Annotated in this window: 22 protein-coding genes; 13 read left to right on the plus strand and 9 right to left on the minus strand. The window is 68.1% G+C overall.

Annotation, left to right across the window (positions count from 1 at the left end; all coding sequences use genetic code 11):
- Nucleotides 1-397 precede the first annotated feature (397 nt).
- From METUNV1_RS01360 to METUNV1_RS01370, 3 genes are read left to right on the plus strand one after another with little or no spacing between them, the layout of a single operon-like run.
- Nucleotides 398-1,684, plus strand: a complete 1,287-nt coding sequence (locus tag METUNV1_RS01360) for a CmpA/NrtA family ABC transporter substrate-binding protein (RefSeq protein ID WP_008058085.1) — start codon at nt 398-400, stop codon at nt 1,682-1,684.
- Between the two features lie 53 nt (nt 1,685-1,737).
- On the plus strand, nt 1,738-2,652 hold the full coding sequence (gene ntrB / locus METUNV1_RS01365) for a nitrate ABC transporter permease (protein WP_008058086.1): 915 nt from the start codon (nt 1,738-1,740) through the stop codon (nt 2,650-2,652).
- Between the two features lie 49 nt (nt 2,653-2,701).
- A complete protein-coding gene (locus METUNV1_RS01370) occupies nt 2,702-3,499 on the plus strand; it encodes an ABC transporter ATP-binding protein (protein WP_008058087.1) in 798 nt (265 codons plus the stop codon).
- Nucleotides 3,500-3,601: 102 nt separating this feature from the next.
- Here the strand turns inward: METUNV1_RS01370 and METUNV1_RS01375 are convergent, their stop codons facing one another.
- From METUNV1_RS01375 to METUNV1_RS01405, 7 genes are all read right to left on the minus strand, one after another.
- Nucleotides 3,602-4,435: a PEPxxWA-CTERM sorting domain-containing protein gene (locus METUNV1_RS01375; RefSeq protein ID WP_008058088.1), complete on the minus strand. Its 834-nt coding sequence runs from the start codon at nt 4,433-4,435 to the stop codon at nt 3,602-3,604.
- Between the two features lie 71 nt (nt 4,436-4,506).
- Nucleotides 4,507-5,388 carry an FxDxF family PEP-CTERM protein gene (locus METUNV1_RS01380; protein WP_008058091.1) on the minus strand — a complete coding sequence of 294 codons (882 nt, stop codon included), beginning with the start codon at nt 5,386-5,388 and terminating at the stop codon, nt 4,507-4,509.
- 764 nt (nt 5,389-6,152) lie between these two features.
- Entirely contained in the window at nt 6,153-7,421 is a 1,269-nt protein-coding gene (locus METUNV1_RS01385) for a c-type cytochrome (RefSeq protein WP_008058095.1), read from the minus strand.
- On the minus strand, nt 7,418-8,137 hold the full coding sequence (locus METUNV1_RS01390) for a c-type cytochrome (RefSeq protein ID WP_008058097.1): 720 nt from the start codon (nt 8,135-8,137) through the stop codon (nt 7,418-7,420). Before METUNV1_RS01390 ends, METUNV1_RS01385 begins: the two co-directional genes overlap by 4 nt.
- A 100-nt stretch (nt 8,138-8,237) precedes the next feature.
- Nucleotides 8,238-8,726 carry an adenylyltransferase/cytidyltransferase family protein gene (locus METUNV1_RS01395; RefSeq protein ID WP_008058099.1) on the minus strand — a complete coding sequence of 163 codons (489 nt, stop codon included), beginning with the start codon at nt 8,724-8,726 and terminating at the stop codon, nt 8,238-8,240.
- Nucleotides 8,726-9,556, minus strand: a complete 831-nt coding sequence (locus METUNV1_RS01400) for a ferritin family protein (RefSeq protein WP_008058102.1) — start codon at nt 9,554-9,556, stop codon at nt 8,726-8,728. The genes METUNV1_RS01395 and METUNV1_RS01400 overlap by 1 nt, the downstream gene beginning before the upstream one ends.
- A 138-nt stretch (nt 9,557-9,694) precedes the next feature.
- A complete protein-coding gene (locus tag METUNV1_RS01405) occupies nt 9,695-10,600 on the minus strand; it encodes a MerR family transcriptional regulator (RefSeq protein ID WP_008058104.1) in 906 nt (301 codons plus the stop codon).
- Nucleotides 10,601-10,692: 92 nt separating this feature from the next.
- On the opposite strand from METUNV1_RS01405, the gene METUNV1_RS01410 reads away from it, so the two are divergent.
- From METUNV1_RS01410 to METUNV1_RS01450, 9 genes are read left to right on the plus strand one after another with little or no spacing between them, the layout of a single operon-like run.
- Complete coding sequence (locus METUNV1_RS01410; protein WP_043358802.1) at nt 10,693-10,965, plus strand: hypothetical protein; 273 nt, start codon at nt 10,693-10,695, stop codon at nt 10,963-10,965.
- A gap of 31 nt (nt 10,966-10,996) precedes the next feature.
- A complete protein-coding gene (locus METUNV1_RS01415) occupies nt 10,997-11,509 on the plus strand; it encodes a glutathione peroxidase (RefSeq protein WP_232416279.1) in 513 nt (170 codons plus the stop codon).
- Nucleotides 11,510-11,569: 60 nt separating this feature from the next.
- Entirely contained in the window at nt 11,570-12,853 is a 1,284-nt protein-coding gene (locus METUNV1_RS01420) for an NAD(P)/FAD-dependent oxidoreductase (protein ID WP_008058110.1), read from the plus strand.
- On the plus strand, nt 12,850-13,617 hold the full coding sequence (locus tag METUNV1_RS01425) for a DUF1365 domain-containing protein (protein ID WP_232416278.1): 768 nt from the start codon (nt 12,850-12,852) through the stop codon (nt 13,615-13,617). Before METUNV1_RS01420 ends, METUNV1_RS01425 begins: the two co-directional genes overlap by 4 nt.
- Nucleotides 13,614-14,828 carry an SAM-dependent methyltransferase gene (locus tag METUNV1_RS01430; protein WP_008058115.1) on the plus strand — a complete coding sequence of 405 codons (1,215 nt, stop codon included), beginning with the start codon at nt 13,614-13,616 and terminating at the stop codon, nt 14,826-14,828. Before METUNV1_RS01425 ends, METUNV1_RS01430 begins: the two co-directional genes overlap by 4 nt.
- Entirely contained in the window at nt 14,825-15,379 is a 555-nt protein-coding gene (locus METUNV1_RS01435) for a chalcone isomerase family protein (RefSeq protein ID WP_008058120.1), read from the plus strand. The genes METUNV1_RS01430 and METUNV1_RS01435 overlap by 4 nt, the downstream gene beginning before the upstream one ends.
- The gene (locus METUNV1_RS01440; RefSeq protein ID WP_008058130.1) at nt 15,376-16,644 is read left to right on the plus strand and encodes an MFS transporter; all 1,269 of its coding nucleotides are present in this window, start codon (nt 15,376-15,378) and stop codon (nt 16,642-16,644) included. The genes METUNV1_RS01435 and METUNV1_RS01440 overlap by 4 nt, the downstream gene beginning before the upstream one ends.
- The gene (locus tag METUNV1_RS01445; RefSeq protein ID WP_008058131.1) at nt 16,641-17,171 is read left to right on the plus strand and encodes a DUF3833 domain-containing protein; all 531 of its coding nucleotides are present in this window, start codon (nt 16,641-16,643) and stop codon (nt 17,169-17,171) included. The genes METUNV1_RS01440 and METUNV1_RS01445 overlap by 4 nt, the downstream gene beginning before the upstream one ends.
- Nucleotides 17,171-17,950, plus strand: a complete 780-nt coding sequence (locus tag METUNV1_RS01450) for an SDR family NAD(P)-dependent oxidoreductase (RefSeq protein ID WP_008058132.1) — start codon at nt 17,171-17,173, stop codon at nt 17,948-17,950. The genes METUNV1_RS01445 and METUNV1_RS01450 overlap by 1 nt, the downstream gene beginning before the upstream one ends.
- A gap of 15 nt (nt 17,951-17,965) precedes the next feature.
- On the opposite strand, the gene METUNV1_RS01455 is transcribed toward METUNV1_RS01450, so the two are convergent.
- Together METUNV1_RS01455 and METUNV1_RS01460 are read right to left on the minus strand one after the other, a co-directional pair.
- Entirely contained in the window at nt 17,966-19,456 is a 1,491-nt protein-coding gene (locus METUNV1_RS01455) for a peptidase (RefSeq protein WP_008058133.1), read from the minus strand.
- Nucleotides 19,456-20,151 (minus strand): hypothetical protein, encoded by a 696-nt coding sequence (locus METUNV1_RS01460; protein ID WP_008058134.1) that lies wholly within the window; start codon nt 20,149-20,151, stop codon nt 19,456-19,458. Before METUNV1_RS01460 ends, METUNV1_RS01455 begins: the two co-directional genes overlap by 1 nt.
- A gap of 37 nt (nt 20,152-20,188) precedes the next feature.
- On the opposite strand from METUNV1_RS01460, the gene aroC reads away from it, so the two are divergent.
- Complete coding sequence (gene aroC, locus METUNV1_RS01465) at nt 20,189-21,361, plus strand: chorismate synthase (RefSeq protein ID WP_008058135.1); 1,173 nt, start codon at nt 20,189-20,191, stop codon at nt 21,359-21,361.
- The last annotated feature ends 146 nt before the right edge of the window (nt 21,362-21,507 follow it).

The following is a 21,507-nucleotide window of genomic DNA, read 5'->3' on the forward strand; positions in this document are numbered from 1 at the left end:
CCTTTCCTTTTCTAAGCGGCCTGCGGCGCCGTGCGCTGCAGCGTGCGCGCCATGGCGCCTGAGCATGCCCGCCGGCAGGTCAGCGACGCGTGACCGTGTCGTCATGGTGCGGAGGCGGGCGCTTCTTGCACCGCACAAGTGCGTCACCGGAACGGGGTACGTGCGCCGCATGTGCCCGCAAGCTGTCTCAGGTGACTGAAATGCAAGGGTTTTGACTCGCCGCGTCGGGGCTGGCACAGGCCCTGCTAATGGAGTGTCAAGGCGCGACAACGAGGTTGCGGCCAGCGAGGCGGGAAGCCTCCTCAAGGGACAAGGGTGTCCATCCGACCGGCTTCTCTGCCGCGGATGCACACCCTTTTTTCATTCTGGAATCGATCATGAACCAACGGAGAACACAATGGCTGAGCATCCGAAGCAGGCAGACGGCGTCATCGACACCGGTGCAACCCGCCGCAGCTTTCTCAAGCAGGGCGCCGCGCTCGGCGTGGGAGCCTCGCTCATGAGCATGGTGCCCCCCGGTGTGCGTTCGGCCGCCTGGGCCGCCGGTTCCGACGCACCTGAAAAGAAGGAAGTGCGCATCGGCTTCATCCCGCTGACCGACTGTTCCAGCGTGGTGATGGCCGCAGTCGAGAAGTTCGACGAGAAATACGGCATCAAGATCATTCCGTCCAAGGAAGCGTCGTGGGCGGCGGTGCGCGACAAGCTGGTGAATGGCGAACTGGACGCGGCGCACGTGCTGTACGGCCTGGTCTATGGCGTGCATATGGGCATCGGCGGGCCGAAGAAGGACATGGCCAACCTGATGACGCTGAACAACAACGGCCAGGCCATCACGCTCGCGAACAAGCTGAAGGATCAGGGTGTGACCGACGGCGCCAGCCTGCAGAAGCTGATCGCCGCCAAGCCGGGCGAATACACCTTCGCCCAGACCTTCCCGACCGGCACCCACGCCATGTGGCTTTACTACTGGATGGCCGCGAACGGCATCAACCCGATGAAGGACGTGAAGGTGATCACCGTGCCGCCGCCGCAGATGGTAGCCAACATGCGGGTCGGCAATATGGACGGCTACTGCGTCGGCGAGCCGTGGAACAACCGCGCCATCATCGACAAGATCGGCTTCACCGCGGTCACCACCCAGGACATCTGGGTCGACCACCCGGAAAAGATCCTCGGCACGACCGCCGAGTGGGTCAGCAAGTATCCGAACACCGCGCGGGCGATGACCTCGGCCATCCTCGAAGCCGGCCGCTGGATCGACGCCTCGCTGGCCAACCGTCGCAAGACCGCGGAAACCGTCGCCTCCAAGTCGTATGTGAACACCGACATGGACGTCATCCTCGAGCGCATGCTGGGCCGCTATTCCAATGGCCTGGGCAAGAGCTGGGACGACAGGAACGCGATGAAATTCTTCAACGACGGCGCGGTGAACTACCCCTACCTGTCGGACGGCATGTGGTTCCTGACCCAGCACAAGCGCTGGGGCCTGATCAAGACCGACCCCGACTACCTGGCGGTCGCCAAGGCGATCAACCGCACCGACATCTACAAGCAGGCCGCCGCCGCCGCCGGTGTCGCCGTGCCGAAGAGCGACATGCGCACGCACAAGCTGATCGACGGCGTCGTGTGGGACGGCAAGGACCCGAAGAAGTACGCCGGCAGCTTCAAGATCAACGCCGCGTAATGTTCCCGGCGCGGGGCCTGCCCCGCGCCGACCGGTACTGAAAGGAATACGCCATGAGCGCAGCAACCCTCACATCAGACAAGGTCGTGTCCATGCATGCCACCCCGTCCGCGGTGCCGGCCCCGGCCGCCAACGAGCCGGCCGCGCCGGTCGCGAAGGCCGCGCCGCGCGAGCCGCGCACGCCGCTGTCCGAAATCCTGCTGGCGGTGTTCAAGGCGGTGTTCCCGCCGGTCGCCGGCATGGCGCTGCTGATCGCGGTGTGGGCGCTGCTGGCGGCCAAGGGCGGCAGCATTCCTGGCCCGCTCGCGGTGTGGGACGCCGCGAAAGTGCTGTTCGCCGACCCCTTCTACAACAACGGTCCCAACGACATGGGCATCGGCTGGAACGTGCTGTCCTCGCTGCAGCGGGTCGGCATCGGCTTCGGTTTCGCTGCACTGGTGGGCATTCCGCTCGGTTTCATCATCGGCCGCTTCGCCTTCATGAACGCGATGTTCGATCCGGTCATTTCGCTGCTGCGCCCGGTCAGCCCGCTGGCCTGGCTGCCGATCGGCCTGCTGGTGTTCAAGCAGGCGGACCCGGCGGCGACCTGGACCATCTTCATCTGCTCGATCTGGCCGATGATCATCAACACCGCGGTCGGCGTGCAGCGTGTGCCGCAGGACTACATGAACGTGGCCCGCGTGCTCGATCTCGATGAGTGGAAGATCGTCACCAAGATCCTGTTCCCGTCGGTGCTGCCCTACATGCTGACCGGCATCCGCCTGTCCATCGGCACCGCCTGGCTGGTCATCGTGGCGGCTGAAATGCTGACCGGTGGCGTGGGGATCGGCTTCTGGGTGTGGGACGAGTGGAACAACCTGAAGGTGGAGCACATCATCATCGCCATCTTCGTCATCGGCATCGTCGGCCTGCTGCTCGAACAGGCGCTGCTGCTGCTCGCCCGCCGCTTCTCGTACGGCAACAGCTGAATCCCCCATTCACACCGGGCCGGCCGTTCCGGCCCGACAGGAGAACGTCATGAGCAGGAAGACCATCGTCAAGGTCGAAGGCGCCGGCATGAGCTTCGACACCAAGAAGGGCAAGTTCGTCGCGCTGCGCAACATCGACCTGAACATCGCCGAAGGCGAATTCGTCAGCCTGATCGGCCACTCCGGCTGCGGCAAGTCCACGCTGCTGAACCTGATCGCCGGTCTCACGCTGCCCACGTCCGGCAGCCTGATCTGTGACGGTCGGGAAATCGCCGGCCCGGGGCCGGAGCGCGCAGTGGTGTTCCAGAACCATTCGCTGCTGCCCTGGCTCACCTGCTTCGAGAACGTGCTGCTGGCGGTCGAGCGCGTGTTCGGTAAGAAGGAAGGCCGCGGCAAGCTGAAGGCGCGCGCCGAGGCCGCGCTCGACATGGTGCACATGAGCCACGCACTGCAGAAGTATCCGCACGAAATTTCCGGCGGCATGAAGCAGCGGGTCGGCATCGCCCGCGCCTTCGCGATGGAGCCGAAGATTCTGCTGATGGACGAGCCCTTCGGCGCGCTCGACGCGCTGACCCGGGCCAGCCTGCAGGATGAGCTGAATGGCGTGATGGAAAAGACCGGCGCCACCGTGGTGATGGTGACGCACGACGTCGATGAGGCGGTGCTGCTGTCCGACCGCATCGTCATGATGACCAACGGCCCGGCGGCAACGATAGGCGAAATCCTCGACGTGAAGCTGGCCCGCCCGCGCGACCGCCTGGCGCTGGCGCACGACAGGGATTTCGTCGACTGCCGCGCGGCGCTGCTGGAATTCCTGTACCAGAAACAGGTGAAGAAGGCGGCCTGAGCAGGCGTTCAACGCAGCCCAAACGCGCCCTGGAAAGCAGACGGCCCGGATCGCTCCGGGCCGTCTGCGTTCTGGCTGCCGGCCGCGAGGCCGGCACCCGTCTTACCGCTGACCGCGCATGCGGCGGCGGGCGGACAGACCGATCATGCCCAGACCCGCCAGCATCATGGCGTAGGTTTCGGGTTCCGGCACCGGCGCCAGCGCCAGCACGTCGAGTCGGCCACCGGCGGCATTGCTCACCGCCGGTTCCCACCAGTTTCCATTGTTGCCGGTGGCGATGCCGCCGCCGGTGGAGCGGATGCGGATCCAGGCGTAGGCATCCGGCAGCGCGCCATTGGTATTGCTGACCGGGTTGGCCAGGAAGGACGCGACCGAGAAGCCGTTGTAGCCGTTCTCGCCATTCAGGAAGTCTATCGTCGAGGTGGTGCCGTTGACGAAGGCGCCGGCCACGTAGTTGATTTCCTGTTCGAAGGCCGGATCGCCGGTTACCGCACCCCAGCCATTGGTTGCACCGTTCTCCGCGAATTCGATCGGGCCGCCGCCACGTGCGGTATTCACGTTCAGACCGCTGACATAGCGCCAGCTCACGCCTTCGGTGGCCGACGACAGTTCCGACAGGCCGGGACCGGCGGTGCTGGTGCCGGGGAAGTTCAGTTCATAGGACGAAATGAAGATGGAGCCGGTGCCGGACGAGAACTGGTTCAGGCCGTTCAGCGTCAGCGTCGACCGCACGCCGGTCCTGCCGTCGCCCAGGTTGAGGTCCGACAGATCGGTCAGCGTCAGCGTACCGACCGCCACTGCGGTACCGCCGGAGGCCGATGCGAAGCTGCCCAGCAGGTTGGTGGCCATGTATTCGAAGGTCAGGGTGACCGAGGCCGCGTGTGCGCTGCCGAAGGACAGGCCGGCCAGTGCGGCGGCGATGAGTGTTTTTTTCATTGTGATGACTCCTCTGATCGTTTTGAGTGTGCGGGCCGGAGGGGAAGGCGGGCCCGCGCGCCGGAAGGGTGTCAGCCGCGCTGTGCGCGACGGCGTGCGGCCAGGCCGATCAGGCCGAGCCCGGCCAGCATCAGCGCATAGGTTTCAGGTTCGGGCACCGGTGCGGTCGGCACGAAACCGCCGATGAAGCCGCCGGCCGGCGACTGACCCTCTTCACCAGCCTGGAAGTAACCGATGGCCTTGTTGCCCAGCGTGTAGGCGGTGGCATTGGTCTTGACCAGGAACAGGCCGCTCCAGGGGTTCCCCTCGGACACGCTGAAATCGCCGCGCTGGCGCACGGTGTCCGGGTCATAGGGAAGGCCCAGATTCGAGGAGGACGTCGACGATGTCGCGCCAGCCTGATACTGACGAAGATCGCTGTCGGTCAGGAAGGTCCAGGCGGCCGCGGTCGAGTAGCCGGTAAAGCCGTACCGGTAGAGGAAATTCACCTCCTGATTGTTATCGACCAGGTTCAGGTAGCGGGTGCCGAATACCAGCGCGTTGTCACGGCTGTCGCGATAGACGAAGTCGTAGATGGTCGCCTGCGGCTCGTCCGGCAGCAGCGGCACGCCGGTGGTGACACGCCAGTCCAGCAGCGTCAGCGTTCCGGTTGCGGTGGTGATGCCCCCGCTGACCGCGTTGTAGATGATCTCGGTAGCGACCACATTGCCCGAGCCTCTCAGCTCGGGATCGTCACTCCACTCGCGGTCATCGTCATATCCGTCAAGGTATTTCTTTGACTCGACGTCAAGATGGAGGCGGTCCGCTGCGGGATTGGTAGCGCCGTTGATCAGGCCGCCGTTGCCCGGCGTGAGCGTGCTCAGGTTGGTGGGCAGCGAGAAGAAATCGCCCGCCTGCGCGCTGCCGGCTGCCGCCATCAGGGCCAGCGACGCGGCGATGACAGTCTTTTTCATGGGACCTCCGTGTATTGAATGGGTGGAGCAATCGGGTGAGGGACACTCCATGCGGCGCGTCGCGCCCTGCATGGATGTAGGAAAAATTCCTACACCCACCCTGCCGAATGCCCGACAGATTTGACCCGGAAGGCCGGCGCGGAAACAGGGATGTTTTCCCGATTTTCGGGGCTTGGGGCGCAGCCGCACGCCGTTCTGTGCCGATCGTCGACTGTCGGAAATTTCCGCGGCATTGCAACATCGGCAGCCGCATGCGGGCGACGGGGCGCAGGGGGCGTATTCCTTCGAGGTGCGCGGGCGGATGCGCGCGTACGCTGGCGAACGCGCGCGACACGGGTGAGGGGAGGCGTAGCTGTGACGATTCGCGACGGGACGGTTTCCCGCAGGTATTGACAGCGACGGCCGGCGCAGACGGGTGATGACATCCGCGTCGTGATGGGGCGGCGGCGCTGCGCACTGACCGCGACTGCGCGCCCGGCGCTGTCGTGCGCATCAATTGCCCGGGCGATACGCTGCGGAGGGCATGTCCGGCCTTCCGCAGGCGCCGTCCTCAAGCGATGTCGATGCCCTCCTGCAGGCCGAAGACGGCCGCTCCGGTGGCCGCCGCGCCGCTCGCGAGTACCGTCCCGGGCGGGGTGGTGTCGAGTGCGAGAAAGGCCTGCCGACGCAGAGGTCGACAGGCTGATGCAGGAGGGCGACGCGCAAAGCGGCGCAACCGCCCTTCTGCTGCCTGTCAGCGTCCGGCTGGCCCGGGCCTCAACTGCTCAGCGCAGGTTGCCGCGCAGTCGCTGAACGTCGACCGAACTGACCGGCGACGCGCCATTGCCCCAGCTGCCGCGGATGTGTGACACCACCATCGCGATGTCGTCGTCGCTCAGTGCGGCGGCGAAGGGCGGCATGCCGTAAGGCCGGGGATTGCCACGGGTGGCCGGTGCATAGCCGCCACCGAGCACGGTGCGGATGGCATTGGCCGGCGGGACCATCGTGACCGCACGGTTGCCGGCCAGTGCCGGCCAGACGCCGGGCCGGCCTTCGCCGCGCTCGCCATGGCAGTCGGCGCACTGGTCGGCATACAGCTGTGCGCCGCGTTCGCGCCGCAGTTCGTCCTGCACGCCGGCCACCTCGTTCTTCACCGGCCGGGTCTGTGGCAGCGCTTTCAGATACACCGCCATCGCGTTCAGGTCGGCGTCCGACAGGTACTGCGTACTGCCGAACACCACTTCGGCCATCGGGCCGGCGGCGGTCGCGTGCGGCGTCACGCCGTCGCGCAGCAGTGCCACCACCTCGGCCTGCGGCCAGTCGGCGACCGATGCTTCGTGCGGCGAGGCGAGCGACGGCGCGTACCAGTTCTGGCCTGGCATCAGGCCGCCAGCCAATGCGTCCGGGTCGGTGCTGGCGCCCAGCGCATTGCGCGGCGCGTGGCAGGCGCTGCAGTGGCCCAGACCCTGCACCAGATAGGCGCCGCGGTTCCATTCGGCCGGTTTGCCGGCATCCGGCTGGAACACGCCCGGCTTGAAATACAGCGTGCGCCATGCGAGCAGCGCCGCCTGGGTGTCGTAGGGAAAGCGCAGCGTGTGCGCCCGGTTCGGCTGTTCGACCGCCGGCAGCGTCTGCAGCCAGGCGAACAGCGCGTCGGCGTCGGCACGGGTGACGCGGGTGTAGTTGGTGTAGGGGAAAGCCGGGTAGAGCAGCCGCCCGTCGCGGCCGCGACCGTCGTGCAGCGCGTTCCAGAAATCGTCCGCCGACCACTGACCGAGGCCGGTTTTTGCGTCCGACGTGAGATTGCTGGTGTAGATCGTGCCGAAAGGCGTGTCCATCGCCCGGCCGCCGGCACCGGGCGCGCCGCCGGGGGCTGTGTGGCAGGCCAGGCAGTTGCCGGCCCGCGCCAGATATTCGCCGCGCGCGACCAGGTCGCCCGGGGCGTCGCCGGGCGGCGAGGCGGGTGAGGTGTCCGGCGCCGGCTTCAGCGCGACATAGACGGCGGTCGCGGCCACTGCGGCAACGACCAGGGCAGACAGGGTGAGGCGCTTCATCGTGCCGCCTCCGTCACGCCGCCGCAGCGTATCGGCAGCGGCTTTTCCAGTACGGCGGCGGGCTTGCCGCCCTGGCTGACTGGCTGCGACGACAGCCAGTGGGCCACCGACTGGATGTCTTCCGCGTTCAGTTTCCGGGCCACTTCGGCCATGCAGTCCGGCGCGTGCGCATGCCGGATGCCGCTCTTCCAGCCGGCGAGCTGGGCGGCCAGGTAGTCGTGCGGCAGGCCGAGCAGGCCGGGCAGGGCCGGCGCGACACCGGTCAGCGCGCTGCCGTGGCAGCTGGCGCAGGCCGGAAGGTCGCGTGCCGGGTCGCCTTCGCGCACCAGCCGTTCGCCGTGCGCCAGCACCGATGCCTTCTGCGTGCTGCGTACAGGCGGCGGGTAGGGCAGGTCCAGCGCGGAGAAATGGCGGGCGATTTCCTGCAGGTAGTCGTCGGTCAGCGTCTGCAGCAGCCCGCTCATCAGCGGGTACTGGCGGCGGCCGTCGCGGAAATTCACCAGCTGGTTGTACAGATAGCCGGCCGGCTTGCCGGCGATGCGCGGGTAGTAGCCGTCGGCGGCGGCACGGCCTTCCGCGCCGTGACAGCCGGTACAGGCTTTCACCCGCAGGTCGATGTCCGGGTGTTCGCCGGGCGCGGCGAAGGTGGTGGTGGCCGACAGCGCGAGCAGACCGAACAGCGCGCGGGCGGTCGATGCGATGGAGAGGCGGTTCATGAGGAGGCGGGCAGCGTGAAATCCGGCTGCATGATAAGCGCAGCCCCGGCCGGCGCGCCCGGCGGGCCGGGTTATGGGGCGATGCACCGTGCCGGTGCGGTCACAGGCTGCGTATCTTGCGGAGCAGGGCGGTGGTCGAGCGCTCGTGCTCGAAGGCGATGGATTCCACCCGGCCACCGCGGGCAAGCACGTCCGCGGCGCCGACGATGCGCTCCACCGGCCAGTCGCCGCCCTTGGCCAGCACGTCCGGCGTGCAGGCAAGGATGAGATCGAGCGGCGTGTCGGCGTCGAACCAGGTGACCAGGCTCACGGATTCCAGCGCGGCGATCACCGCGGCGCGATCTTCCAGCGCATTGACCGGGCGGTCGTCGCCCTTGCCCTGACGGCGCACCGAGGCATCGGTGTTCAGCGCGACGATGAGCGAGCCGCCGAGCGCACGTGCCTGCGCGAGGCAGGTCACGTGGCCGCGGTGCACGATGTCGAAACAGCCGTTGGTGAACACCACCGGGCCGGGTAGCGCCGCACGGCGCGCCGCGAGCTGGTCCGGCGGGCAGATCTTGGCTTCGAAAGCCGGTACGCCGCCGCGCATCAGGCGGCGCCGGCGTACTGCTTGCGGAAGCGGTTGAGGTCGCCCACCGTCTTGAAGGTTTCGCCGAACAGCGAAGAGAGATTGCGCAGGATGCCGCCGATCACGCGGGCCTCGCAGTCCTTGTCGAAGCGGATCTGTTCGTCCAGCCAGCGCTCCAGCCAGTCCGGATCGGGCAGTCGCGACTGCACGGTGTCGCGCGGGAAGTGTTCCTTGCTCACGTGCAGATTGGTCGGATGCAGCGGCTTGCCCGCACGGCCACTGGCGGCCATCAGCATGCCGATCTTGGAGAAGGCGGCACGCGCGGTGTCACCGGCCTGGTCGATCGCCCGCTTCATGTACTTCAGATAGGCGCCGCCGTGACGCGCCTCGTCGCGCGACAGCAGGTCGTAGATGTGCTTGATCACCGGTTCGGTATGCCATTCCGACGCGCGGCGGTACCACTGGGTCAGACGCACTTCGCCGCAGAAATGCAGCATCAGCGTTTCCAGCGCCGGGGCGGGGTCGAACTCGAAGCGCACCTCGTGCAGCTCGGCTTCGGTCGGCGCCAGGTCCGGGCGGAAGCGGCGCAGGTATTCGATCAGTACCAGCGAGTGCTTCTGCTCCTCGTAGAACCAGATCGACATGAAGGCGGAAAAGTCGGAGTCGTCGCGGTTGTCGCGCAGGAACATTTCGGTGGCGGGCAGGGCCGACCACTCGGTGATGGCGTTCATCTTGATGGTCATCGCCTGTTCGTCCGACAGCAGCGATGCATCGAAACTGTCCCACGGCACGTCTTTCGCCATGTCCCAGCGTGCCGACTCCAGGGATTTGAACAGTTCGGGATAGAGCATGAAGCGGCTCCTGAAGAAAAAAGCATTGTACGCGAGCAAAAGACAGGCCGATGACAGCGCGCCGGTCGGCCCGGTGCGCTCATCATTCAAGCACGGAAAAGATGCGGCGGATCGCCGGAAAAGCGGCCGGGTGACGGCTCAGTGCCGGGTGCGCCAGTCGCTGACCCCGAGCGGCAGTTCGGCGATGTCACGGATCAGCGACACGCCCGGCTCGCCGCGTATCCGCGCCGGTGCACCGGCTCCGCCCACCCACAGTTCGACGGTGGGCGGCAGCGATGCGCGCAGCGCGCGCAGTCCTTCTAGCGCCTGACGCGCCGGGAAGGCCGCGCTGAAGGACAGCGCCACCACATCGGCGTCGGCCGTCTGTGCCGCGCGCACGATGTCGGTCAGCGGCATACGCGGGCCGAGCGAACAGCAGTGCGCTCCTTCGGCGGACAGCATGACCTCGACCATCAGCAGGCCGAGGCCGTGTTCCTCTTCCGGCAGCGTGGTGAGCAGCACGCGCGGCGGCTTGCCCGGCCGCGGATAGCTGGCCAGCGCACCGCGCAGGAAGGTCTGCACCTGTTCGGTATAGAAATGCTCGTCCGGCACACCCAGATCGCCGCGCAGCCACGCCTCGCCGATATCGACGTTCAGCGGCGCGATCAGTTCGGTGATGAGGCCTTTCAGACCCTTCTCGAGCAGCACCGTCTGGAAGGTGCGCCGCAGCGCATCGACGTCGTGCGCCCGCAGCGCGGCGGCCAGTTCGCCCGACAGCAGGGTGGGCGTGTGGGTCGAGCGGTCGGCCGCGATCAGCGCGTCGAGCTCGTCGGGCGGCAGGGCCAGCAGCTTCCCCGGTCGCCACCCCTGATCCATCAGCCGGCAGATCAGGCGCAACCGATCGACCTGTTCGCGGGTATAGAGCCGTTCGCCCGCATCGTCGCGGATCGGAGTCGGAAAGCCATAGCGCCTCTCCCACACCCGCAGCGTGTCCTTGAGCAGACCGGTTTCGCGTTCCACGGCAGCAATGTTCAGCAGCGAGGGGCTCGAAGCGGTAATATTCATTTTGTCCTAGACAAACCGTTGACACGACGATGCATGGGTTCTAGATTACGTCTCAAGTGTCTTTTTGTCCAGGACAAAAAAAGGAGGTAGATATGAAGAAGCGTTTTGCATGCTCGATCGCCGGACTGGTGCTGAGCACCGTTGCACCGCTTGTTCATGCGGTGATGCCGCCTGATTTCGAACCGCTCGAGCGCCAGCGTGCCGGTGCGCCGGGCAGCGAAATGCGCCAGGGCGACAGCCGTTCCGGCGGCAACGAAGTACTGATCCGTCTGCACCGCGCCGCCACCGGGGGCAGTCCGCCGCCGGCGCCGCCCGCGGTGGAACAGGCGGCGCGCTGCTGCGAGGTGAGCCGTGTTGCGCGCTGAACGATATCTGCTGACCGCAGTGGTGACCCTGATGACCACCCTTTCCGCCCATGCTGCAGGCAGCTGTCCTGCGCTGCTGGACCGCAGCATTCCCGGCCTGCTCGATGGCAAGCCGAGGTCGCTGTGCGAATTTTCCGGACGCGTGCTGCTGGTGGTGAACACCGCCAGCCGCTGCGGCTACACCGGACAGTACGCGGCGCTCGAAAAACTGCAGGAAACCTACGGCCCGCGCGGCCTCACCGTGCTGGGTTTCCCGTCCAACGACTTCGGCAACCAGGAGCCGGGCAGCAACAAGGAAATCGCCGAGTTCTGCAGCATGACCTACGGCGTCAAGTTTCCGATGTTCTCAAAGACTGCAGTCAAGAGCGAGCCGCGCGAACCCTTCTACAGCGATCTGATCAAGGCCACCGGTTCGGCGCCGGCCTGGAATTTCCACAAGTACCTCATTGGCCGGGACGGTCGCAGCGTGAGCGCCTTCCCCAGCAATGTCGCGCCGGATTCGAACGTGCTGGTGCGCGAGATTGAAGCCGCACTGGCGAAATAGGCCCGTCAGCTGCATCCGGATGCGGTGCGTCCGGGTAGTGGCTGACATCGGAGGAAGCACATGAAGATTGCCGTCGTCGGCGCCGGGATTTCCGGACTGTCTGCAGCCTGGCTGCTGTCACGCAGCCACGAAGTGACGCTGTACGAGCAGGAAGGCCGCCTGGGCGGTCACTCCAACACGCTGGAGGTGGAGCTGGAGGGCGTGCGCCATCCGGTGGACACTGGTTTCATCGTGTTCAACCGCGCCACCTACCCGCATCTCTGCGGGCTGTTCGCCCACCTGGGCGTGCCGATCGCGGACAGCGACATGTCCTTCGGCGTAAGCCTGACCCAGCCGTACATCGAGTGGGCGGGGACCAGCCTGGCCACCGTGTTCGCGCAGCCGTCCAACCTGGCACGTCCGCGCTTCTGGGGGATGCTGCAGGACATCCTGCGCTTCAATTCCGAAGTCACGCAGAAGGCGGTGGATGGCACGGCGGAGCACGTTTCGCTCGGCGACTTCCTGCAGCGTCACCGCTACGGCGACGCCTTCCGCGACTGGTATCTGCTGCCGATGGCGGCCGCCATCTGGTCCTGTCCGACCCGCACCATGCTGGCCTATCCGCTGGCCACCTTTGCCCGCTTCTGCCACAACCACGGCCTGCTGCGTGTGAACGACCGGCCGCAGTGGCTGACCGTGCGCGGCGGCTCGCGCGAGTACGTGAAGCGCATCGCCGCCATGCTGGGCGACGTGCGTCGCGGCACCGCGGTCAAGGCGCTGCACCGCGTGTCCGATGGCGTGCTGGTGGACGCCGGCGGCCTGCGCGAGCGCTACGACGAAGTGGTGCTGGCCTGTCATTCCGATCAGGCCCTGCAGCTGCTCGGTGACCAGGCGAGCGCGGCCGAACGTCGCCTGCTCGGCGCCATCGGCTATCAGGCCAATCTGGCGGTGCTGCACACGGATACCGCGCTGCTGCCGCGCAATCGCCGGGTGTGGTCGTCGTGGAATTACATGGCGGGCGAGGGCCGGCCGGATGACCGGCCGGTCAGCGTGTCCTACCTGATGAACCGGCTGCAGCCGCTGCCCTTCCAGCAGCCGGTCGTGGTGTCGCTGAATCCCTTCGTCGAACCGGATCCCGCCAAGGTGATCGCCCGGATCGAGTACGCGCATCCGGTGTTCGACGGACCGGCGATCGAGGCTCAGCAGCGCCTGCCCGAAATTCAGGGGCGCGACCGGCTGTGGTTCTGCGGCGCCTGGACCGGCTACGGCTTCCACGAGGACGGTCTGTCGTCGGCGGTGCGCGTGGCGCGTCACCTCGGTGCCGAAATACCGTGGCTGCGCAGCAGCGAGGCGGTGAGCGCGTGACCGGGCCTGCGGTCAGTCTGTGCCGGGGCGCGGTGATGCACGCGCGCGCCACGCCGGTGAGCACCCGCTTCGCCTACCGGCTGTTCTTCCTGCGCATCGCGCTGTCGCGTCTCGGCGCGGCGCCGGTGCCGATGCTGGCGCTGAACCGCTGGGCGCCGCTGTCCTTCCATTACCGCGACCATGGCGCGCGCGACGGCAGCCATCCGCTCCAGTGGATACGCGCGGTGCTCGAACGCGAAGGTCTGCGCTGCGCTGACGGCGAGGTGGTGCTGCAGACCATGCCGCGCCTGTTCGGTTACGTGTTCAACCCGGTCAGCTTCTGGTTCTGCCATGACCGCGACGGCGCGCTGCGCGCGGTGCTGTGCGAGGTAAACAACACCTTCGGCGAACGCCACGACTATCTGGTCGCGCACCCGGACGGCCGGCCGATCCGCGACGGCGAGTGGATGGAAACCCGCAAGGTGTTCCATGTCTCGCCCTTCTTTCCGGTCAGCGGCAGTTATCGCTTCCGCTTCGACCGCCGCAGTGATCTGCATGCGGTCGCCATCGACTATTACGACCAGGGCGGCCGTCGGCTGCGCACCCGGCTGTCCGGTCGCGCCGAGGCGATGAGCCGCGGCGCTGCGCTGCGCGCGCTGTGCGCGCACCCGCTGATGACGCTGGCCGTGATGGCGCGCATCCACATCCAGGCCTTTCACCTCTGGCGCGCCCGCGTGCCTTTCTTCCGCAAACCGCTTCCTCCGGTACAGGAACTGACCCGATGAATCAGCCCGACGCACTTATCGCCCTTGAACGCCGCAGCGTGCTGCCGTCCGCCGCCCGCCATGTGTGCAGGCTGCTGGAACGCATCGAGCATGGCTGGCTGCTGATGACCCTGCCGAACGGAGAAATGCTTTCTTTCGGCCACCAGGGCGAACCGGTGGAAATGCGGGTGAAGGACTGGAGCGTGTTCGAGCGGGTGATCGCCCGCGGTGACATCGGTCTGGGCGAAGCCTGGTTCGAGGGCCTGTGGGACTGTGACCACCTGGCCCGCGTGCTGACCCTGTTCGCGATGAACCGCGAGGCGCTGGAAAGCGCGGTGCACGGCAATCTGCTGTCGCTGGCGCTGGCCCGTCTGCGCCATCTGGCGCGCGCCAACACCCGCTCGGGCAGCCGCCGCAACATCATGGCCCACTACGATCTGGGCAACGACTTCTACGCGCTGTGGCTGGACCGCAGCATGACTTACTCCAGCGCGCTGTTCGACGGCAACCCGCAGCGCGACCTGGCGGCTGCCCAGCACGCGAAGTACGAACGCATCGCCCGCGTGCTGCGGCTGCAGCGCCAGCAGCCGGTGATCGAGATCGGCTGCGGCTGGGGCGGCTTCGCCGAAGTGGCGGCGCGGGAATTCGGCGCCCAGGTGCATGGGGTCACGCTGTCGCCGGCCCAGCTGGAGTGGGCGCAGGCGCGCGCGCAGCGCGGCGGCTTCGCCGACCGCGCGACCTTCGAACTGCGCGACTACCGTGACCTGCGCGGCCAGGTCGACCGCATCGTGTCGATCGAAATGCTGGAGGCGGTCGGCGAGCGCTGGTGGCCCACGTATTTCCGCAAGCTGGGCGGCCTGCTCAGGATAGGCGGCGAGGCGGTGGTGCAGACCATCAGCATCGCCGACGAACTGTTCCCACGTTACCGGCGGGGCACCGACTTTATCCAGCAGTACGTGTTCCCGGGCGGCATGCTGCCGTCGCCTTCGGTGTTCACCCGGCAGGCGGAAAAGGCGGGACTGAAGGTGCAGCAGAACTTCCGCTTCGGTCTGGATTACGCGATCACGCTGGCACGCTGGCGCGACAGCGTCACCGAGCACTCGGATGCGCTGCGCGCCCTCGGCTTCGACACCCGCTTCCAGCGGCTGTGGCACTTCTATCTGGCGTACTGCGAAGCCGGCTTCCGCGCCGGTTCGATCGACGTGCACCAGTTCCATCTGGTGAAACCGTGAAGCGCATCGCCGGCTGTCTGCTGCTGTGCCTGGCGATGGCCACCGCCTTCGCCCAGGCGCCGCAGAACGCGCCGGTACAGCCCCCGGCTGGCGCGGCCGAACTGCTGGACGACGCGCGGCCTCTCGGCCAGGGTGAAATGCGCTGGTTCGGACTGAAGCTGTACGACGCGACGCTGTGGGCCAGCGGCGGCCGTTACCGCCCGGAAGGCGGCTTTGCGCTGAGCCTGCGTTATGCGCGCGATTTCGACGGGGTGCGGCTGGCACGCGCCAGCATCGACGAAATCCGCCGGCTGGGCGAACGCGACGAGGCAAAGCTCGCGCGCTGGCAGTCGGTGCTCGAAGGCGTGTTCCCGAACGTGAAGGCCGGCGACGTGATCACCGGCGTCAAGCGCGCCGACGGCAGCGCCCGCTTCTTCCATCAGGGCAAGGGCCTGCCTGCGGTCGACGACCGGGCGCTGTCCGACGCCTTCTTCGCGATCTGGCTGGACCCGCGCACGCGCGAGCCGGCGCTGCGCGAACGTCTGCTGGCCGAGGCCGGCGGCAGCCGGTGAAGACCGGCGAGATTGCGGCCTACGGTCTGCTCGGCGCGCCGCTCGCGGCGGCCGCGCTGCCTGTCTATCTGCACGTGCCCAAGCTGTACGCGGAACACTACGGACTGTCGCTGGCGCTGCTGGGTGGCCTGCTGTTCGCGGCACGGCTGATCGATGCGCTGGCCGATCCGCTGATCGGCGCCTTCAGCGACCGCGCGCGCGGCCGCCGTGTGCTGGTGCTGGCCGGCCTGCTGCCGCTGGCCATCGGTCTGCCGGCGCTGGTGCGGCCTGCCGCAGGCATCGATCCGGTGCTTTGGCTGACCGGGGCGCTGCTGCTGGTCTATGCCGGCTACAGCCTGGCCACCATCAACTACGCGGCCTGGGGCGCCGAGCTGTCATCGACGCCGGCGCTGGGTACCCGGCTGGTCGCGTCGCGCGAAGGCTGGGCGCTGGTTGGCGTGGTCGCCGCCTCGGTCGCGCCCGGCCTGCTGGCCGATCAGGCGCCTGCCGGGCTGTGGCAGGCCACGCTGTACTGGCTGCCCTGGCTGGCGCTGGCCGCGGCGGGCACGCTCACCCGGGTGCCGGATACGCGCGCGGCCATGGCACAGCCACCGCTGCGCGAGACCGCCCGCGAGCTGGCCGGGCATGCCCGCTTCCGCCGGCTGCTGGCGGTGTTCGCGCTCAACGGCATTGCGGCGGCCGTACCCGGCACGCTGGTGCTGTTCTTCATCGCTGACGTGCTGGTCGAGCCGGCACGCGAGGGCCTGTTCCTGGCGCTTTACTTCATGGCCGGCATCGCCGCGCTGCCGCTGTGGACGCGGCTGGCCGACCGCCTCGGCCGCGCCCGCTGCTGGGCGCTGTCCATGCTGCTCGCGATCGCGGCCTTCGGCGGTGCGTGGACGCTGGAGGCCGGCGACGCGGCGCTGTTCATGGCCATCTGCATCGGCTCCGGCATTGCGCTGGGCGCCGACCTCGCGCTGCCGCCGGCGCTGCTGGCCGGGCTGATCGCCGATCGGCGCGAAGCGCTGCCGGCGGGCGGCGCCTTCGGCGTCTGGACCCTGGTCACCAAACTGAATCTGGCGCTGGCCGCCGGGCTGGCGCTGCCGGCGCTGGCCCTGCTCGGCTACCGGCCGGGGGTTCAGGACGAGGCCGGACGGGTGGCACTGACCGCGGTCTATGCGCTGCTGCCGCTGGGCCTGAAGGCCGCGGCGCTCTGTCTGCTGTGGCCGGCCATGCGCTGGCTGGAAGCGGGCGACCTGTATCGAAGCGAAGGAGTGAAGGCATGAAAAGGACGATATGTGCGCTGCTGGCGTCGCTGGGGCTGGCAGGCTGCGGCGGTGTTCCGGTCGAACGCTACGCGGCGCAGACCCCGGTGCTTGATCTGAAGCAGTACTTCAACGGGCCGGTGCTCGGGCACGGCATGTTCCAGGACCGCGGCGGCGAGGTGATCAAGCGCTTCGTGGTGCGGATAGACGCCCGCTGGCAGGGCGATACCGGCACGCTGGACGAGCGTTTCGAATGGAGTGACGGCACGCAGAGCCGCCGGGTGTGGACGCTGAAGCACCTCGGCGACGGCCGCTACAGCGGGCGCGCCGACGACGTGGTGGGCGAGGCGCAGGGCGAGGCGCGCGGCAATGCGCTGCGCTGGCGCTACGTGCTGGCGCTGCCGGTCGGCGACAAGGTCTACAACGTCGATTTCGACGACTGGATGTATTTGATCGACGACAGGGTGATGCTCAACCGTTCGGCCATGAGCAAGTTCGGCATCCATCTGGGCGAGGTCACGCTGTCCTTTACCCGCGGTACGCCCTGATGTTCGGACCGCTCAATCCGCCGCTGGCCGATTGGGCCGGCAAGCGCGTCTGGGTGATCGGCGCGTCGTCCGGCATCGGTGCAGCGCTGGCGCGCAAGCTGCTGCGCGCCGGGGCGCGGGTGGCCCTGACCGCGCGCGATGCCGTCCGTGTCGCCGAGGTGGCCGGCCTGTCGCCGCTCGCGCTGCCGCTGCCGCTCGACGTGTCCGAACCGGGCGCCCTGCAGGACGCCACGGCCGAACTGCGGCGGCAGTGGGGCGGGCTGGACGCGGTGTTCTTCGTGGCGGCCCGCTACGGCGCGGTGCGGGCCTGGGAACTGGACGGCGAGGATATCGACGCCACGCTGCGCACCAATGTGGCGGCGGTCATGCACGGCTGTGCCGCGGTGCTGCCCGGCATGCTGGAGCGCGGCAGTGGTGCGCTGGTCATCGTGTCCAGCGTGGCCGGCTACCGCGGCCTGCCCAAGGCACTGGTCTATGGCGCGAGCAAGGCGGCCCTGATCAATTTCGCCGAAGCGCTCTATCTCGACCTGCATCCGCGCGGGCTGGGCGTGCATCTGGTGTGCCCGGGCTTCGTCGAGACACCGCTGACCGCGAACAATGACTTTCACATGCCGGCGCTGATCAGCCCGGACGAGGCGGCCGACCACATCCTGTCCGGCATGGCGCACGGCGATTTCCACATCCATTTTCCGAAGCGCTTCACCGCCTGGCTGAGGCTGATGCGCCTGCTACCCTACCGGCTCTATTTCGCGGCGGTGCGCCGGGTGACCGGGCTGTAGCCCGGCGGCGTCCGGCTAGCGCCTGCTCAGCCGCCGCAGCGCGATCACCACCGCGCTCATCGACACCGCGACGCCGGCCAGGGCGGCCAGCCACAGCAGGCCCCAGCGCAGCGCGGGGCGGGCCGACAGCGCCGGAATCTCGAACGCGTGCGGCGCGTTGAACAGCCAGCGGCGCAGCCGTGCGGCGCGGTCCATGGTGCCGAGCAGACGGCCGTCCAGCCCGTCGATATGCACCCAGGTTTCAGCAGGATCCTCCAGCTGCACACGCCAGACCGGCAGTTCCTTTGGATCACGCCGGCCGTACCACCAGGCGTCCTCCGCGGTAATCCGTTCGATCGCATTGATGCGCGCGTCCGGCAGCAGCGCGCGCGCGACGGTTTCGGCGTGCTGTTCGGTCACGTCCGGGTGATCGAAGCCGGGCAGATCGAGCGCCCGGCGATAGCCTTCGCCATTGGTCAGCGTCATCCGCGCGTGCCCATCCACCCAGTACAGCTGGATGTCCTTCCAGGCGGTTTCGGCCAGCAGCGCATCGAGCGCCGCGCGCTGCGGCGGCCACGGGAATTCCGGCGCCACGCTGCCGGTGTAGCGGGCCATGGCCGCCTTGCCCGGCGGCGTGTTGCGCAGCCAGTCGCCGGGCGACATCGACAGCCAGCCGCTCACCATCCAGGTCAGTACGAACAGACCGCCGCCGAGGCCGGCGAGGTGGTGCAGCTTCATCCAGCCGATGAAGGGGCTGAACGGTGACTGCCGGCGCAGGCGCTGCAGGCCCAGGACCAGACCGCTCAGCGCCGACAGGCAGCAGATGCCGGACACCCACAGCAGGGTCTGGCGCCACAGCTCCGACTTCTCGCGCAGCGGCGTGAAGTAGAACCAGTGGGGCACCGCACCCATCCAGTTCCACATCCGCTCGCGCCGGGTGGTGTCGCGCACCACTTCGCCACTGCGCGCCGATACGTACAGTTCGGTGCCGGCGTCATCGTCGAGCGCGATGCGGTGGAAGGGACGCTGCCGGTCCAGCGTGGCGAGAACGGTCCACTGGTCGCGCTCCACGGTGCCGGTCCAGCGGACGTGCAGTGCGCCCGAAAAGGCCCGGGCGATCGCTTCGGCGCGGGCCAGATCCACCGCGTCGATGCGGCTACCGGTGTCGGCGCTTACCGTGTGCCGGCTGCCGTCGGCCAGCACCATGCGCCAGACCGGCTCATGGCCGCCGTCCTCGCGCACCATCGACTCCAGCCACAGCTTGCGCGGGAAGTTGTGCACGCCGGCGGCGCGCAGCGCGGCGTCCGGCGTCACCCGCAGCAGGCTGCCGTCGATCGGCGCCAGTCCGCGCAGCCGCTCGGCGTCGGTCAGCGACGGAAAGCCGACCACGCTCATGACCAGACCGGACAGGAACCACATCAGGAACAGCAGACAGCCGGCGATGCCCAGCCAGCGGTGCAGCGCACGCAGGGTCTGGAACAGCCGCGCGAGCACGGTCTGACGGGTGAGCGTGAAGGGCTGGAACATCACGCGGGCAGCGGGCGTCGCCGTGGCCGCAGCGCGGTCAGCCAGTCCAGCATGCAGTAGAAGGCACCGGCGGCCAGCGGCGGATTGGCGGACACCAGCGCCAGCCCCGGTACCTGGTCACGCCAGGTCCAGGCGCCGAGCGCGGTGCCGTACAGCTCCATGCACAGTGCCAGCACGAACATGGTCGAGTACAGCCGCGGCGACGGGCCGTAGCGCAGCGCCAGCATATAGAGCGCGAACAGCGGCAGATTGGCGGTGTCGCCACCGACCGCGAGACCTGCCAGCACCAGGCCGCCCGCCAGTGGCGGCACCGCGTCGGTGGCGCGATGCGGCAGCCGGTCGGCCAGCCAGACGCCGAGCGCGTACAGCAGCACATGGCCGGGTGGCACGAACAGCGGCAGATTGCCCAGCCGGTAGTCGTACAGGCCCCACAGCAGAGACAGCACGATTTCGCCGAAGGTCGCCCAGGCCAGGCACACGGTCCATTGCATGCGCTGATCCGCATGGCCGGACCACCACATGAAGCCGAACAGCAGCCAGGTCCACAGCGCGACCGCCGGCTGCGCCCAGGCCAGACCGCAGGCGTCCAGCCACAGACCGCCGGCGATGGTCAGTGCGGTGGCAAGGGCGAGCGGGGCGTTCATGGTGGCGGTACGGAGGCTGGCGGTGCGGCGGAAGGCCGCAGGGGCCTGCATGGTAAACTCACGGGCTCGAAAAATCGCGGGTTTTCCCATGTCCGGCAATACTCTGGGCACGCTGTTCCGTGTCACGTCCTTCGGTGAATCGCATGGCCCGGCCATCGGCTGCGTGGTCGATGGCTGCCCGCCCGGGCTGAAGCTCGACGCGGCCGACATCCAGGCCGAACTGGATCGCCGCAAGCCCGGCACTTCGCGCCACGTGACCCAGCGTCGCGAACCGGACGAAGTGGAAATCCTGTCCGGCGTGTTCGAAGGCGTCACCACCGGCACGCCGATCGGCCTGCTCATCCGCAACCAGGACCAGCGCTCGAAGGATTACGGCAACATCGCCGAAACCTTCCGCCCGGGTCACGCCGATTACGCCTACTGGCAGAAGTACGGCATCCGCGACCACCGTGGCGGCGGCCGTTCGTCCGCACGCGAAACCGCGGTGCGGGTGGCGGCCGGCGCGATCGCGCGCAAGTGGCTGCGCGAACGCTACGGCATCGACATCCACGGCTGGATGAGCCAGCTCGGCCCGATCCGCATCGAATACCGCGACCGCGACGCGATCGCGAACAACCCCTTCTTCGCGCCGGACGTCAGCGTGCTGCCGGAACTCGAACTGTTCATGGACAAGCTGCGCAAGTCCGGCGATTCCTGCGGCGCGCGCATCGACGTGGTCGCCAGCGGCCTGCCGGTGGGCTGGGGCGAGCCGGTGTATGACCGGCTGGATGCCGACATCGCCTACGCGATGATGGGCATCAACGCGGTCAAGGGCGTGGAGATCGGCGCCGGTTTCGCCAGCATCGAACAGCGCGGCACCGAACATTCGGACGAAATGTCTCCGGAAGGCTTTCTGTCGAACAACGCCGGCGGCGTGCTGGGCGGCATTTCGACCGGCCAGGACCTGCGGGTGTCGATCGCGATCAAGCCCACCTCCAGCATCCGGCTGGACCGGCATTCGATCGACAAGGCCGGCAATCCGGTCATCGTGAATACCCACGGCCGGCACGACCCCTGCGTCGGCATCCGCGCGACACCGGTGGCCGAAGCCATGCTGGCCCTGGTGCTGATCGACCACGCGCTGCGCCACCGCGCGCAGTGCGGCGATGTCGAAGTGGCCACGCCGCGCATCCCTGCGCAGGCGCCGGCAGCGGTGGTGGAGCGGCTGCGCGCCGCCCGCGACGCCGAACAGGCCGCCGGGCAGGCCGACGAACAGGACTGACCGGACGCGGCGGGCGCCGACGTCGCGCCGCCCGCGCCGGCTGTCTGCAGGGCCGCGCCGCCGGCCCTTTTTTTCGCCCGTCTACCTGACGCGCCTGATTCCTCTTTCCGCCTGAGTGCGTGTGACCGCCGCGCTCGCGTGCGCGG

Origin of the sequence: Methyloversatilis universalis FAM5 (assembly GCF_000214035.2) — a bacterium.
Taxonomy (GTDB): domain Bacteria; phylum Pseudomonadota; class Gammaproteobacteria; order Burkholderiales; family Rhodocyclaceae; genus Methyloversatilis; species Methyloversatilis universalis.